Here is a 15,862-nt window from a genome sequence, read left to right on the forward strand (position 1 = left end):
AGCAAAGTATGGAATTAACAATAGGAAATAATGCACCTGATTTTAGCTTGCCAACAGATTCTGGTGAGATTTTATCACTGAGTGAATTTTTTAATAAAAAAAATGTAGTTCTTTATTTTTATCCTAAAGACGATACTCCGGGCTGCACAATGGAGGCAAAAGGCTTTAGAGACAATATAGAAAATTTTTCTTCTCTTGACACAGTGATAATTGGTGTATCAAAAGATAGCGCTAAGTGCCACGCTAACTTCAAAGCAAAATATTCTCTGCCATTTTCTTTAGTTTCTGATGAAAATGCTGAAATGTTGGAAAAGTATGGTGTTTGGGTAGAGAAAAGTATGTTTGGCAAAAAGTATATGGGAGTAGAGCGTACTACTTTTTTAATAGATAAAAAAGGCAAAGTAGTGAAGATTTGGAAAAATGTAAAAGTGAGTGGACATGTTGATGAGGTTTTAGAGGAAGTAAGCAGAATATAAATTAAAGAATGGCTACCCATTGCTATATAAAAAAATTGAAATTACATAATTTCCGTAGTCATTCAAATTTCGAACTGGATTTAGACGATAGATCGGTTGTAATAACTGGTCAAAATGGTATTGGTAAAACTAATATACTTGAAGCAATCTCATTGCTTGCTAAAAGTAATGGCATGAAAAAAGTAAAAATTAGTGAGATGCAAAATAGACTCAGTAATGAAGATTGGGCAGTGCATTATGACTTTTTTAATGGAACATACTTTAACTCAATTGGTATAGGAAAGAATCTTAATAATAAACTAATACAAATTGATGGAAAAACACAATCAAGTTATTCATCTCTGTATAGAACATCCAATGTAATATGGCTCATTCCACAAATGGACTATATTCTTCTTAATTCTCCGAGCGACAGATTAAAATTTTTAGACCGTATCGTCTCACTATTTGAAGAAAATTACACTTATTGCTATATGAAATACAGGAAAGCTAAACATGAGCGAAGTAAACTGCTTAGAGAGAATATTTTAGACGGAAATTGGCTCTCTAGCCTTGAAAATGTCATGGCTACCAATGCAGTTGATATTTTACGTATGCGTTTGTCTGTTTTAAAAATACTACAGGGCACAATTGATAACCATTCTTGTGAGTTTTTTCCAAAGGCAAGTTTGAAATTTAGCAGTCAGCTAACTTTGAACGATACTGCAGAATATTTTCAGAATCGTCTAAAGGAAAACAGAGAAAAAGACTCATTAACTGGTAGAGTAACCTTTTCTGTACATAATGATAATTTTCGGGTTTTTTGCCAAAAAGGGGACATGCCAATAAATCTTTGTTCTACTGGAGAGCAAAAGCTATTACTGCTTTCTATCATCTTATCCAGTGTAAAAGCAAGGTGTATTCATTACAATAAAGCACCTCTTCTTCTGCTTGACGATATAATGTCGCATCTGGATAAAGATTACAGAAAGGTGTTAATGGAGGAGGTGTTAAGCATTCAATGTCAAACTTGGATAACCGACGTAAATCAAGATAATTTCAATAACTATCTTTGCTCTTTCAAGTTTGTTGAATTATCAAGTAAATAAATTTCAAGCGTGCTGTCTCATACATCAAGCTCATATTCGGTATGTAAATCTCTAATTAAAGCCTCAGCGTGTTTTTTTTGAACAACTATACTGATCTTGATTTCGGACATTGTGACAGCAAGTATTTCTATCTTTTTTTTGCTTAAAACCTTGAGTGTGCGGTACATCACTTCAGTATTAGACATAATACCAATACCAATTATTGAAATTTTAGCTATATTATTGTTTACGACATAATTTTCATTTTTGTTCAATAACTTTGTCATTAAATCAACATCAAATTTAGAAATCAAAAAGCTTGACCCATGTATCATGTCAACTTTAACGTTTGCTCCTGCTATATCTCTTAAAGTATCCAGAGTATTTGCAAAGTTAGTAAAAGTTACAAGAGCTTCGTGAGTGCTATAAGTTATTCCAGTAATTAAGTATCTTTCCAATACATCCTTTTCGTGTAGTACTGTAGTGCCTTCTACTTCCTCAAAAGTGGATAACACTTGCACCTTAATATTATGCTTCATTGCAAGTTGTACTGAACGATTATGCAATATTTTAGCACCAGATGACGACATCTCCAATATTTCATTGTAAGAGATAGATTTAAGCTTGCGTGCCCTTGGAACAATTTTTGGGTCTGCTGTATATATTCCGTCAATATCAGTAAAAATTTCACAAGTCCTAATACCAAAGACTACAGCAAAGGCAATTGCTGAGATGTCAGATCCTCCTCTACCAAAAGTAGTGATTCTATCATCGTATATACCCTGAAAACCAGCAATGATTGCAGCAGTATAACCCTCAGCAAAAGATCTTTTTACATGGTCAATTTTTATCTTTTTTATTTTAGACTCAGAATAAAAATTATCCGTTAGAATTGGTAACTGCCAGGCGAGCCATGATTTAGCATTAACTCCAACAGACAGAAGAGTGATAGCTAATAACCCGCAAGAGATTTGTTCTCCTGCTGAAAGCAGGACATCATACTCTGATAACTCTTGTCTACAATTTAAATTTGAAATTTTCCTGGCTTGAAAAGCCATTTGGTCAGTGAATCCTGCAGCAGCAGATACAACAGCAATTACATTATAACCTTTTTCAATATCGTTTTTTATTAGATTTGCAACTCGATTTAAGTCAGTTAGCGAAGTACCACCAAATTTTTTTATTATTATTTTGTTCATAGTTACAATAAGGTCAATTTCACCTTTCTAGAGAGTATAGTTGCTTAATTAAATGTGTTTTTCTGGTCACTAATTAAAGTGATAGAGGATTATTCATCTTTATCACTACCAAGGTCTTTTAACATACTGTAGTTGCCTTTTCTGAATTTACCTTTTAAAGATGTAACTCCGCTTTCGCTAATACCACTTAAACTTAATGCTGCTCCACCTAGCTGCAATCCAATTTCAGACGTTTCGGGAATAACTTTACTAGCCCCTAGATCTTTATAAACCTCCACATTATTCAAATCTGGTAAACGTATTATAATATTTACATGCGGGAAGTTTGTTGCAACTAGAGAAACTATTTTCTTTATAGTGACTTCGTTCTTTATTGAAACCACAAGAGCTTGAGCTCTTTCTATTCCTACTGATTTTAAAATTTCATATCTTGTAGCATCTCCAAGATATATAGGGAAACTGTCATTTTTTCCTTCTTTCACTATTTTTGATTGAATATCTACAACAACATAACTTAAATGCTCTGCAGTAAGCATTTTCGTTACCATATATCCCACTCTACCAAACCCGGCAACTATTACGTGGTTATAAAGATCTTGTGTGTCTGTTTCGATTGCTTCATCGTCTAGTATTATTTTTTCAGTGCTAAATGAATTTGCTATCCAGTCTCCTATTCCCGATAAAAGAGGAGTAAAAGCCATAGTTACTGTAGTTACCATCATAAGCACTTGAGCGATTTCACTTGATAGTACATCTAATTCATCTGCTAAACGGAATAAAATAAATGCAAATTCACCGCCTTGTGCAAGCAGTAATCCAGCTTGTATTGCAGGTGCACTTCTAAATCCAAAAAATCTACACAATGTATATATAATGGACGTCTTTAAAACGATAAGGATAATTGATAATAAAGTAACGAGTGGTAACTTATTGAGTAAAAGGTCAATATCAATAGACATGCCAACAGTCATAAAGAATAAACCAAGAAATAAGTCTTTAAATGGCAATACTGCATGCTCTACCGAATTCCTGTGTTCTGTTTCTGCAACTAGTAACCCAGCAACAAATGCGCCTAATGCCATTGATAAATGAAATTGTTCAGTAATAAATGCTGATCCTAATATTATCAGAAGTGTTGTTGATATAAAGATTTCATTACTCTCCATTTTGGCAATAACCGAAAACAATGGCCTCAGTAATAACCTACCAGTTACGAATATCAACACCAATGCAATAGCTGCTTGCACTAATGAGCCTGCCAACGAGCTTATTAAGCTGTGTTCAGAATTGCCAGTAAGCAGGGGCACTAGTACTATTAGAGGTACCACTGCAAAGTCCTGCATTAGTAGCACTGCTATTGACAATCTACCAACTTGGCTTGCTTGAGAACCCTTTTCTTGCAGAACCTGCAACACTATTGCTGTTGAGGATAGTGCAAGTCCACCACCGATAACTGCTGCCATGTTTGTATTTACTCCAAAGGCAAGAGCAATGCACCATATTGCTATCATGGTAACTATAACTTGAAGGGAACCAAACCCAAACACATGCCTACGCATAGCGATAAGGCGTTCAAATGTCAATTCAAGACCTATAATGAACAATAGGAAAACTACGCCAAACTCTGCAAAGTTATCCATTACTTCAACTGAATTTATCAGATTAAACCCATGAGAACCAATCAACGCACCTGCAACAAAGTAACCAAGCACTGGGCTAATATTCATTTTCCAAAACGCTATGACTATAAACACAGCAGCAGAGAGTAAAATTATAATATCAAACAAATGCTGAGAACCGCTGTGCATAATATTCAACCTGTAGAATTAGACCATTTTATTGAACAACCAACGCTTGATTTTTGGTCAACTGGAGGATTGCTAGTTTCTGCAATAAATTTCATGGCTTGAAATAAATCACTACTTCCTACTTCGTAATTTTGAACTTTCTCTTTTTTTGTGTTGTAAAAACGCCCGCGATAGCAGAGGGCTAGTTTGGAATTAAAGCCAAAAAAATCAGGGGTACAAACAGCACCATACTCTTTAGCTACTTCTTGGTTATTGTCAATCAAATATGGAAATGTAAACTTATTTTCCTTGGCAAAATTAATCATGTTTTCAAAGGAGTCTTCTGGGTACTCATTTACATCATTTGGCATGATTGCAACGGTGTTTACCTGATAATCTTTTTTTAACAAATTAACATCGCTTACTAGATTGCTAATAATTGATTGAACGTAAGGACAGTGATTGCATATAAACATTACAATGAGACCATTTTCCCCATAGCAGTCACTTAATGTATAATATTTGTTACCCACTCCCAGGAGATTGAAATTCTTTGCAGTAAAGTCTAAATTTATCTTAGGAGTGTCTAGCGTAACCATAGCTAATAGAGATTGTATACCATAATTTATGATCTTATTGCTTAAATGTCAAATGGTTTCTATGTAAACTGTTTGCATTTAGCATTGTAATTATAAAATTTATGTTCATAACCTTCGAAGGAATAGATGGTTCTGGTAAAACAACACAGTCTGAGTTACTTGCAAATTATTTCAAGCAAATTCACGGTGAAAATAATGTCGTATTGACTAGAGAACCAGGTGGTACTGATTTTGCAGAAAAAATAAGAGGATTACTACTTAAGGATAATATTGATCCTATTTCTGAACTCTTGCTGCTTATCTCGATGAGGCACGAACATATGAAAAAATTAATATTGCCAGCTCTTTTAGAAGGGAAAATAGTGATTTGTGATCGGTTTATTGACTCAACTATTGCGTATCAAGGGTATGGACTAGGTGTTGACTTGAGTCTAATAAGAGACTTACACAAATTAGTGGAAATTAAATATCCAGATATCACATTTATTTTAGATATTGATGTTCAAGTTGGACTCAGCAGAGCAAAAGACAAAAATAAATATGAAGAGATGAACGTTGATTTTTATAATAAAGTTCGAGAAGGATTTCAAGAAATAGCTAAAAAAGAACCCAACAGGTGCAGTGTTATTACTAAAATTGAAACAAAAAGTGATAATCACGTACAAAATGAAATTATTGATATTGCAAAAACTTAGCTACACGCATTGAACTTTTGCTAGTTTAAACAGTTACCATACCAGCCTGTAGCAAAAAATTGTCAATTTTAGGTGACATTATTTCATATGAAAGACTCTCTTTTTGATTATCTAAAAAACTTTGTATTTCATTTTTAGGTTTTTCACTTATTGTTCTATATATTCTTGCGCGATTAATTAGCTCATTTCTAATATTCTTATTGCTTGCTTCAGTTATGGTAAAAAATTGATCAAAGTGATTTAACAGATCCTCGTCTTTTATCGAGGATGCAACGCTATCAATGTCTCTTACATATAAAGCAAGTTTGTGCGCTTTGCTACGATCCTCAAAACAAAGATTAATCAGTACGTTACAAAACTTACTTTTTGTAATATCTCTTGTTTCTGCTAGCAAAGATTCGATCTCGTCTTGGCAACGCACCCTCTTAACTGATTCAGCAGGTTCAACCATACCAAGAACATTCTCTACTACATACTTTTTCTCACAACCAAAAAGAAACGTATAATATCCCATAGATAGGGTCAAAAGAAGGAATATAGCTGGAAGCAAGAAAGGAGCAAGTACATTTTGCGATCCAGGAAAGATAAACCAAACAGCAGTTGCTGCTGATACAGCTAAAAATAACCCTGACATAACGAGTTTTATTTTTCTTCTGTATCCGTTATCAATAACTGTATTTATGCCAATAAAAGCTACATCAACCATTGCTCATACCTCACTAAAAGTAATATTAGCTTAATAATAGCATTGTTGTGATAAGAAATCAATATTATGAATATTTTAATTAATTTATAAAATCATCCAACCAAATAGAAAAAAGGCAAAAGAAGTCCCGAATAGCGAGTTTTAATAATTTAAATTGATAATGTACTAACAAGCGTGATTTGGCTAAATGTAGAAAAAATAAAAAAGACATGCAGCCACTATAATTTAATGTAATTCACCAATAAATACCTTAAGTTTTTTACTGAATGTTGCGATTGAGCCTACAGGTCAAAAACAAGCTTTGAGTCAGAAATACCATTGCTATTATAATAAGAGAAATCGCGATGTTTGTACAATTGAAAGATGGTTGCGGGAGTAGGATTTGAACCTACGACCTTCAGGTTATGAGCCTGACGAGCTACCGAGCTGCTCCATCCCGCGTCGTTGCTTATTTATTATTATATGCGTAATAATAATAAATAAAAGAATAAAATCACACTATTACATATATTTATATATCTATTAACCTTTCTTAACATGATGGTAAATTATATACATAACAATCTGTGCAATGAAAAATATAACTTGATATTGTGGTTCCCTGTTTTTCAGTGTGCAGGAATTTTAACATATTTCTCATTAAATTTTGAACCAAGCTGTGCTTTCACTATATCTATTTTTCTCTTGCTTTCACCTATACTAATTCTGATTGCAACATTATACAGGAAGTGCGTAATATTATGCATTTCTTTAATTGCAGTGCTCATAGGATTTACAACCAGCAAATTCAGAACAGATTCAGTTAATACTCACATTCTTGATAATGAAAGGTATGTGAAAGATATTGTTGCTACAGTGAAGGATATTAATAACAGGGGCTCATACAAACAATTTCTGCTTTCTGTCTCTACTACCTCAAAATCCTCTCCTGTCATCCCAGTACTTGATACTGGGATCCAGAAAAAAAAGATATGGATTCCAGCGTTACGCGCTGGAATGACACCGTATAGAGCTCTAGATAACATCAGAATATCAGTTAGAACTAAAGTGGAAGAAGGCATAAAAATAGGCGATCAAGTAAAATTATCAGCAAAACTCTTTCCTCCAAAAATTGCGCCTTCGGAATATGCATATGATTTTGCAAGAATAGCATATTATCAGAAAATAAGTGCAACAGGCTTTGCAACAAGCAAAATAGTCCTGTACAAAAAGGCTGAAGCAAGAAAATTTCAAGAGTATATAGAATCTTTCCGTCAATATATCTATGAAAACCTACAGCAAAATACCAAAAAGCCACACGCGGACATAATCTCTGCATTATTAATTGGCAAAAAAGACGGGATAGATCAAAAAACTATGAATGCGATACGAGATTCAGGTATAGCACATTTATTCGCTATATCTGGTTTACATTTATCGTTTGTTGCTGGTCTATTTTTTATAGTATTCCGTAATTTATTTGCAATATCTGAAACTTTGACTCTTAAATATAACACTAAAAAAAATATCTGCATTCTTTACTATCTTGCCAACTACCTTTTATTTGTTGATTACCGGTATGCAAATTTCTGCTCAGCGTGCCTACATCATGGTGATCTTGGTACTTGTTGCAATAATCATAGAAAGGAAATATCGAGGATTAATAGCAATTGCGTTTGCTGCTTCGGTGATACTCATAGTGGAGCCAGAAGCAATCTTAAAGCCAGGTTTTCAAATGTCATTTTCTGCTGTTTTGGCACTAGTTGCCAGCTATCAGATCAATGCTAATAAGTTATTCAAAATAAAAATAATAAAATATTTTGTGTCGATAATGATCAGCTCAATAATAGCAAGTTTAGCAACTGTTCCGTACACAATATACAATTTTAACTATTTTTCAATCAGTGGCATTATCACAAATTTGATTGCTATACCAATAATTACACTCATTATTATTCCACTTGGAATAATCTATGTTTTATTGATTCCTTTAGGTACTCAGTGGATTATAACGCCTCTCATGGAACGCCCAATTGACAGCGTTTTATATATAACAAACGCAATTGCCAGTCTTCAGTATTTGGTTATTCCTATTCGCACTTTTCCTGCCTCATTAATTATTATAATAACGCTTGGGCTATTATGGTTATGCTTGTGGGAAAGGAATTGGCGTTTCTTTGGAATTTTCTTTATTGTGCTAGGTATTTTCTCTAGCGCTATGTATACAACTCCTGACATTCTAGTCAGTGCTGATAATCTTGCTGTAAAAGAAGATGACAATTTACTATATTCCCTTACTAGAAAAAACAGAAATTTTGTTGTCAAAACGTGGGCAAAGCAAAACGGGCAGAATCAAATTGTGAATCATACTAAATTCAGTAATTCAAACAAAAGGCTAAAATGTAATGATTATGACTGTACATATAATAAAGGAAATAATAAGTCAGTGTTGCTAGCTCATAAAAGAGAAGATATTTTAGAAAATTGTAACAATGTCGATCTAGTAATTCAGTTAAGCAAGTTTAACTATCCAGCTTGCAATACTAAAATCATCAAATACTCTGACTTAGAGGCATATGGCACACACTCTGTTTGGCTAGCAAATAGTGGCATAAAGGTTAGCAAAGTCCGTTCTAATCGTCCTTGGCATAAGCCAAAAACTTGTTTTTAAAGTATCATTTATATATAATTACTTAATTAGGATGCAAGGAAATTTATGTCTTTAGATACAACAAATCCTTTCAATGTTAAAGTAGATCATAATTTTGCCAAAATAGATGATGCTATTGGTTTTTTTCCTAGGTTATGGCGTGCAACAAAGAAATATTCTGTAAGTAACACTCTACCCATAGCGATTGTAAATATTTGGCTTCAATTTTCTTTGGCTTATGTAGCTGCAATAATAATAACCCATAATGATCTAAGGTTTATTACAGATATTTTTAACCCAACATTCATGCCAATTTACACTTTGGTTTCTATTATTCTTTTAACAACTTTTGTAGCCTCTTCTGCTATGAGATATATGCATAAGCAGGAGATAAAAGAAGGAGAAAAGTTGATAGAGGAATTAATAAATAATAAAATTAGAGGTGGCAAAGACAACGAGATGAGTGAAATCGCTGAAAATGCTCTGAAAATAGAGATAAAACCAAATTTAAGTCTTATAGATTCCAAAAAAGCAAACTTTTCAATAGTTTTGCCAATTTCTGAAAATCAGAAAAAAATATTAGATAATCAAATACAAGAGAATAAAAATAAGGCCATTTTTCTTACCATACCATATGTAATTAGTGCTGTAATTATAGTTGGTGCGTTAATACAAAATAGATTGAGCTTTGCCAATATTCAGGCTTTGGAATGGGTTCCAGTTGTACTGGCTAGTATCATTGCTATCGTTGGAATATGTATAACATTCAGCAAGCTAAAAACCAATGAGATAAACAATAATCATAATATTGTTAAAAAATTTAATAATTTAGATATTCTCTTTTCATGCAGAAGAGGTGGTTTTGTATTGGTAATGGAAAAAAAGACAAAAGATGAGGAAGAAAATGATCCAATATCTCGATTAATAAAATTACTAGATAAGCACTTGACTAATTTTACAGATAAAATTGTTGACTCATTTGATAAGCGCTTAGATGAAGCTAAAGATCTACTTGATAGCAAACTTCTAAAACCTGCAAATGATGAAATTCAAGAAACACTTGTTCATCTACAAGGAATTAGAGGAGACATCAAAAAAGATTTAGATAAGTTGCGTAAGGAAATGATGGTCATTTTAAGCGAAGCTAAAGAGCTGGCAAAAAGAACAAATTCACTAAAAATTGAAAGCATTTTTTCTAGTTTAGAGAATACTATTAAAATCGCTGAAGATAAGGTTGAGCGATTTGAACCAAGCAGATTAGTTGGCTTTTTTCAATCTAGAGAAAGAACAATTAGCGATGATCGTGAGTTCATAGATACATTGGAAAAACAAAAAGAAGAAGCGGAAAAGATAAAGAACGAATTAGAAGAAGAACTAAAAAAAGTAAAAGATGAGCTAGCAGAATTAAAGAATAAACAGACTCAATCAAATGAACCTAATAGCAGTGAAGGCAGTATTACTGCTACTTCTCTTGAAAAACAGCGAGATGAAGAGAAAAAAGCAATAGAAAAACATAGATTATTAAAATCAAAAAAAAGGATGAAAGAGCTGGAGCAAGAAAATGCAAAATTGGAAAAAGAATTATCTGAACAAGAAAAAATGGATGAATGGAGAAAAAAAGTTAACGGTAAAGCAAGTGACTTTCTATATTATTTATTAGAGTCTATTAAGCTAGAAGAAAAAGATAAAAAAGAAGAAAAGAGGGAGTTAACGCTACGGGATTTTGATAATAAAATAATAATTTACTGGAAAGATGGCTCTCAAACAATTTGCCATATTAAAAAACAAGACTGCCTTCAAATTCAACCTAGTACAAAAGTTGATTTTGTGAATCCAGATGTTCATGCAGCATTCAAAGTAGCTTGCGCAGGGTAGTGACCATAGATATAACCTTAAATGTTAATAGTGACGAAAAAAAATTAAGGCTAGATACTTACATAGCTAAAAAGTGTAACATATCACGCAGTAAAGCACAAAGATTGATACAAGATGAGCGGGTAACATTACTTGGCACGCCGATAATTAATAATGACCACATAGTAAAACCAGGTGAAGAGTATATAGTACATCTCGTTCAACCTGACATATCCACATCAATTGAACCTAACTATAATATAAAGCTTGATATCATCTACGAAGATGGGGACATTATAGTTCTGAGTAAACAAAGTAGATTAACAGTACACCCAGGTGCTGGAACAAACAATAATACACTCCTGAATGCAGTGATCGCTCACCTTGGCAAAATTCCATATATAAATACAAGACCAGGAATTGTTCACAGGCTTGATAAAGATACTAGTGGACTCATAGTAATTGCAAAAAATGAACAATCCCACAGCTTCTTGTCTGAACTGCTATCAAATCGTAAAATAAAACGGGAATACTTAGCAGTAATTTGGGGAGCATTACCTAATCTGCAAGGAACAGTAAAAACCCATATTGCTCCAAAACGCAGTAATAAAGAAATGATGTGTGTCACAAAAACAGCAGGTAAATTAGCAATCACTCATTATTCAGTGAAGAAAATTATAGGGCAAGCAAGCCTGGTTAAATGTACTTTAGAGACAGGCAGAACACACCAAATTCGAGTACACATGAGCCACATAGGACATTCTGTAGTTGGTGATCAAGTTTACGGAAAAAATAGTAGTAAAAGTGAAAAACATGCTAAAAACTCTGACTTTATCCGTAATTTCAATAGACAGGCACTACATGCTCACACGCTAGGCTTATATCATCCAAAAAGTAAAGAATATATAGAATTTGTTTCTGATTTACCACAAGACATGCAAGTCTTAATCGGTGAATTTGAAAATATATCTTAACAACATTCATATCAATATTATCATCCATGTTATCAAGAAGTTAATTAATGAAAGAAAAACTGCTGCACTACCTAGATCTTTCACTTTTTTTGAAAGTATATGTTGTTCACTGGAAATACGCTCAATTATTGTTTCAAAAGCAGTGTTAATAATTTCTACAATTAACACCAAAAATAGGCTACTTACCATTACTGCACGTTCTAAATTACTTACATCTAAAACAAACAAAGTTGAAACACATATTATAAAAAGCAGTAACTCCTGTCTGAACGCAACTTCTGATACAAAAGCTGATTTTATTCCTTCACAGGAGTATTGAATTGCTTTTATTAGACGAGTAATGCTTTTCTTCATTATCAATTTTGGAAACTCAATGAATTACACTTATTGCTCTCAGGTAAAAAATGCATGAAAACACCTTTCAGTCGTGATCACTTACAAAGATTTTTAAGTTAAAGTCTAGCATATTGTTTGAATCAAGAAAATTAGTACAAAGCCTTTCAACAAACGCTCAAGGCAGTTATATATTGATACTGACACAAAAATCCTTTAATTAAATTTCTCTCTCCTTAGCTTACACGATCCTCATTTTGAAATAAGTAATAATTTATTATAGTCTTGATATTTAAATATTTTGTATCTGCTGTAATGATTTCACTTCCAATTTGCTATTCTTTACATATTGAATTGCAAGCGCTAACGCTTTACTCCCAGAAGCTGTGGTGCTATAAGCTATATTTTGCAAAATAGCAGTTCTCCTGATATCTTTGCCATCTGAAACTGATTTCACACCTTTTGAAGTATTGATTACTAGATTTATTTTTCTATCTTTGAGCATATCAACTATGTGGGGTCTGCCTTCTCTCACTTTATTTACAGCTTTTGCAGCAATGCCGTTATTGTTCAGATACAAAGCTGTGCCTTTGGTGGCATATATTTCAAAACTCAGTTCTTTCAACATTCGTACAACAGGCAATATATACTCTTTATCATCATCTTTTACTGAAACCAGAGCTGTTCCTTCTGTTGGTAACTTGTATCCTGCAGCCATGTGCACTTTTGCAAGTGCAGCTCCGAAAGATAAGTCAATTCCCATCACTTCTCCTGTTGATTTCATTTCAGGACCAAGTAAAGTGTCAATTCCCGAAAAACGCGTGAATGGAAAAACAGCAGCTTTAACTGCAAAATGATTGAAAGGCTTGTTTTCCTGATTCAATTTTTTACCCAAAATAACCTGAGTGGCAAGCTTTGCAATAGGAATATTGATTACCTTGGAAATAAAAGGAACTGTACGGCTAGCCCTTAAATTCACTTCAAGTATGTATACATCACTCTCTTGAACAGCAAACTGAATGTTTATCAGACCTTTCACTTCTAGTGCAAGAGCTATTCTTTCAGTTTGGAGCTCGATCTCTTTTATTACTTCGTCACTCAATGTATTTGTCGGTATTGAGCATGTTGAATCGCCAGAGTGGATACCAGCTTCTTCAATGTGCTCCATGACCGCTGCAATGAAAACTTTTTTCCCATCACATACAGCATCAACGTCAACCTCAACTGCATTGACTAAAAATTTATCAAGAAGCAGTGACCCGTGTTCAAAAATTTTGGTTTGATTCAAGACATACTCTTTAAAGCTCTGAGTATCGTGTCTAATCGACATAGACTGACCGCCGAGGACATATGATGGCCTGACTACTAGTGGAAACCCCACCTTTTCTGCGTTGGTTAACGCTTCTTTTACTGAATGGCAGATAGAACTTTCAGGTTGTTTTAAATTAAGTTGCAAAGCAAGGTTTTTAAATCTCATGCGATCTTCTGCAAGGTCAATAGAATCAAACGAAGTTCCCAGAATTTTGAAACCTCTCTCGTTAAGCACTTTGGCTAACTTTAAAGGTGTTTGACCACCTATTTGAACTATTACACCAACCAGTGTGCCATTTTCTTGCTCTTTGCTTAGTATTTCAAGCACATCCTCTGCAATCAGTGGGGCGAAATATAAACGATCAGCGGTATCATAATCAGTTGAAACGGTTTCCGGATTACAGTTAATCATTATTGTTTCATACCCCATTTCTTTGGCGGCAGAAGCTGCATGTACGCATGCATAATCAAACTCAATACCTTGACCAATGCGATTTGGACCACTTCCTAAAATGACAACTTTTTTTCGATCCGAAATATTCGCCTCACATTCCGTTTTATTTTCAACATCACCCTCATAGCAGCCATACATATAAGCAGTGCTCGATTCAAATTCAGCTGCACAGGTATCTACACGCTTATAAACTGGATTAACATCAAATTTTTTCCTTATTGCTTCAATTTGTTCTACTTTCTTATTGCTTAATTTTGCCAATCTTGCATCTGAAAACCCCATTTTTTTCAGCTCTAACATTTCATATGCAGTTCCAGGAAGGCCGTTTTCCTTGATTTTTTGTTCAGCCAAGATGATTTGCTGTATATTTTGCAGAAACCATAAGTCATATCCTGTAATCGAATTTATTTCTTCTATGCTAATTCCGTGACGCATTGCGTCAGCAGCAATCAGTAATCTGTTTGGCAGCAATTTTGCTAATTGAGATTTAACATCTGTGTCTTCAGAAAACACTTCATCAAGTCCCGTGAGCCCTGTTTCAAGTGAGCAAAAAGCTTTCTGTAGTGACTCATTAAAAGTGCGGCCTATAGACATTACTTCTCCCACTGATTTCATGGAGGTTGATAGTTCACAATTCGTCCCCTTAAATTTCTCAAACTCAAATCGAGGAATTTTAGTGACAATATAATCAATCACTGGTTCGAATGCAGCAGGTATAACTGGAGCACAGTCGTTACATATTTCATCGAGCGAATAGCCAATAGCAAGTTTAGTTACAACTTTTGCAATAGGATAGCCTGTTGCTTTTGAAGCAAGTGCAGAGGAGCGAGAAACCCTTGGATTCATTTCAATTACAACGAGGCTTCCATCTTCTTTAGGATTCACTGCAAACTGAACATTTGCACCACCGGCGCTAACATCAATTTCTCTCAGCACTGCTATAGATGCATTTCTCATTTGTTGATATTCAGCATCACGCAGAGTCAAAGCAGGAGCAACTGTGATACTATCTCCGGTGTGCACTCCCATTGGATCAATATTTTCTATTGAACACACTATTATACAGTTATCCTTGCAGTCACGGATAACTTCCATTTCATATTCCTTCCAGCCCATAATTGATTCATCTATCTGAACTTCATTTATTGGTGAAATTTTTAGAGCACTTTCTGCAATATTGAAAAACTCCTCTTTATTGTATGCTATGCCGCTACCTGTGCCACCAAGAGTGAATGATGAACGGATAATTGCTGGTAATCCAATGTAATCCAAAGCCTTTTTTATTTGTTCTTGATTTTTTATAATGATACTTTTGGGGTATTTTAGACCTATTTTATCCATGGATTGGCGAAATAATTCTCTATCTTCCGCTTTTTTTATTGCTTCTCTATTTACTCCTATTAATTCTACGTTGTATTTGTCTAACACTCCATCATCTGCAAGTTTTATTGCACAATTAAGTGCTGTTTGCCCTCCCATTGTTGGTAATATTGCGTCTGGCCTCTCCTTAATTATAATTTTCTCTATGATTTCAGGTAGCACCGGCTCAATATAAGTTGCATCAGAGAATTCAGGATCTGTCATTATAGTTGCGGGGTTGGAGTTAACTAAAATGACTTTATAACCTTCACTTTTTAATACTTTACAGCTTTGCGTTCCAGAATAATCAAACTCGCATGCCTGACCTATAACTATTGGGCCTGCTCCTATTACTAATATAGATTCTATATCTGTGCGTTTTGGCATAATTACAATAATAGTCTCGACTCAAATAATGT

The 15,862-nt window shown here is 34.0% G+C and carries 11 protein-coding genes, 1 tRNA gene and 1 pseudogene; 6 read left to right on the forward strand and 7 right to left on the reverse strand.

Annotated elements, in window-relative coordinates; genetic code table 11:
- Positions 1-8 precede the first annotated feature (8 nt).
- Both bcp and recF read left to right on the forward strand, forming a co-directional pair.
- Positions 9-476, forward strand: a complete 468-nt coding sequence (bcp, locus tag AAGD63_RS05075) for a thioredoxin-dependent thiol peroxidase (RefSeq protein ID WP_341813250.1) — start codon at positions 9-11, stop codon at positions 474-476.
- An 8-nt stretch (positions 477-484) separates the two neighbouring features.
- Positions 485-1,564 carry a DNA replication/repair protein RecF gene (gene recF, locus AAGD63_RS05080; protein ID WP_341813251.1) on the forward strand — a complete coding sequence of 360 codons (1,080 nt, stop codon included), beginning with the start codon at positions 485-487 and terminating at the stop codon, positions 1,562-1,564.
- Positions 1,565-1,581: 17 nt separating this feature from the next.
- On the opposite strand, the gene AAGD63_RS05085 is transcribed toward recF, so the two are convergent.
- The 3 genes from AAGD63_RS05085 to AAGD63_RS05095 all read right to left on the reverse strand — a co-directional run bounded on the left by AAGD63_RS05085 (position 1,582) and on the right by AAGD63_RS05095 (position 5,128).
- A complete protein-coding gene (locus AAGD63_RS05085; protein ID WP_341813252.1) occupies positions 1,582-2,742 on the reverse strand; it encodes an aspartate kinase in 1,161 nt (386 codons plus the stop codon).
- Positions 2,743-2,831: 89 nt separating this feature from the next.
- Positions 2,832-4,550: a monovalent cation:proton antiporter-2 (CPA2) family protein gene (locus AAGD63_RS05090; protein ID WP_254230050.1), complete on the reverse strand. Its 1,719-nt coding sequence runs from the start codon at positions 4,548-4,550 to the stop codon at positions 2,832-2,834.
- A 5-nt stretch (positions 4,551-4,555) separates the two neighbouring features.
- Positions 4,556-5,128: a thioredoxin family protein gene (locus AAGD63_RS05095; RefSeq protein WP_341813253.1), complete on the reverse strand. Its 573-nt coding sequence runs from the start codon at positions 5,126-5,128 to the stop codon at positions 4,556-4,558.
- A gap of 101 nt (positions 5,129-5,229) precedes the next feature.
- Between AAGD63_RS05095 and tmk the strand changes: the two genes are divergently transcribed.
- Positions 5,230-5,823, forward strand: coding sequence for a dTMP kinase (gene tmk, locus AAGD63_RS05100; RefSeq protein ID WP_264330937.1), 594 nt, complete (start codon positions 5,230-5,232; stop codon positions 5,821-5,823).
- A 25-nt stretch (positions 5,824-5,848) separates the two neighbouring features.
- On the opposite strand, the gene AAGD63_RS05105 is transcribed toward tmk, so the two are convergent.
- Together AAGD63_RS05105 and AAGD63_RS05110 are read right to left on the reverse strand one after the other, a co-directional pair.
- Positions 5,849-6,529 (reverse strand): hypothetical protein, encoded by a 681-nt coding sequence (locus tag AAGD63_RS05105; RefSeq protein ID WP_341813254.1) that lies wholly within the window; start codon positions 6,527-6,529, stop codon positions 5,849-5,851.
- 364 nt (positions 6,530-6,893) lie between these two features.
- Positions 6,894-6,970 (reverse strand) — tRNA-Met (locus tag AAGD63_RS05110).
- 96 nt (positions 6,971-7,066) lie between these two features.
- Between AAGD63_RS05110 and AAGD63_RS05115 the strand changes: the two are divergent.
- The 3 genes and pseudogenes from AAGD63_RS05115 to AAGD63_RS05125 all read left to right on the forward strand — a co-directional run bounded on the left by AAGD63_RS05115 (position 7,067) and on the right by AAGD63_RS05125 (position 11,986).
- Positions 7,067-9,179, forward strand: a pseudogene (locus AAGD63_RS05115) (ComEC/Rec2 family competence protein).
- A gap of 45 nt (positions 9,180-9,224) precedes the next feature.
- Complete coding sequence (locus AAGD63_RS05120) at positions 9,225-11,033, forward strand: hypothetical protein (RefSeq protein ID WP_341813255.1); 1,809 nt, start codon at positions 9,225-9,227, stop codon at positions 11,031-11,033.
- Positions 11,033-11,986, forward strand: coding sequence for an RluA family pseudouridine synthase (locus tag AAGD63_RS05125; RefSeq protein WP_410542019.1), 954 nt, complete (start codon positions 11,033-11,035; stop codon positions 11,984-11,986). The genes AAGD63_RS05120 and AAGD63_RS05125 overlap by 1 nt, the downstream gene beginning before the upstream one ends.
- A 6-nt stretch (positions 11,987-11,992) precedes the next feature.
- Here AAGD63_RS05125 and AAGD63_RS05130 read toward each other — a convergent pair whose 3' ends face one another.
- The gene (locus tag AAGD63_RS05130) at positions 11,993-12,340 is read right to left on the reverse strand and encodes a diacylglycerol kinase (protein WP_064085518.1); all 348 of its coding nucleotides are present in this window, start codon (positions 12,338-12,340) and stop codon (positions 11,993-11,995) included.
- Positions 12,341-12,611: 271 nt separating this feature from the next.
- Positions 12,612-15,830 carry a carbamoyl-phosphate synthase large subunit gene (gene carB / locus AAGD63_RS05135; RefSeq protein ID WP_341813256.1) on the reverse strand — a complete coding sequence of 1,073 codons (3,219 nt, stop codon included), beginning with the start codon at positions 15,828-15,830 and terminating at the stop codon, positions 12,612-12,614.
- Positions 15,831-15,862: the final 32 nt, after the last annotated feature.

It is taken from the genome of Wolbachia endosymbiont (group B) of Germaria angustata (assembly GCF_964026725.1).
Taxonomy (GTDB): Bacteria; Pseudomonadota; Alphaproteobacteria; order Rickettsiales; family Anaplasmataceae; genus Wolbachia; species Wolbachia pipientis_C.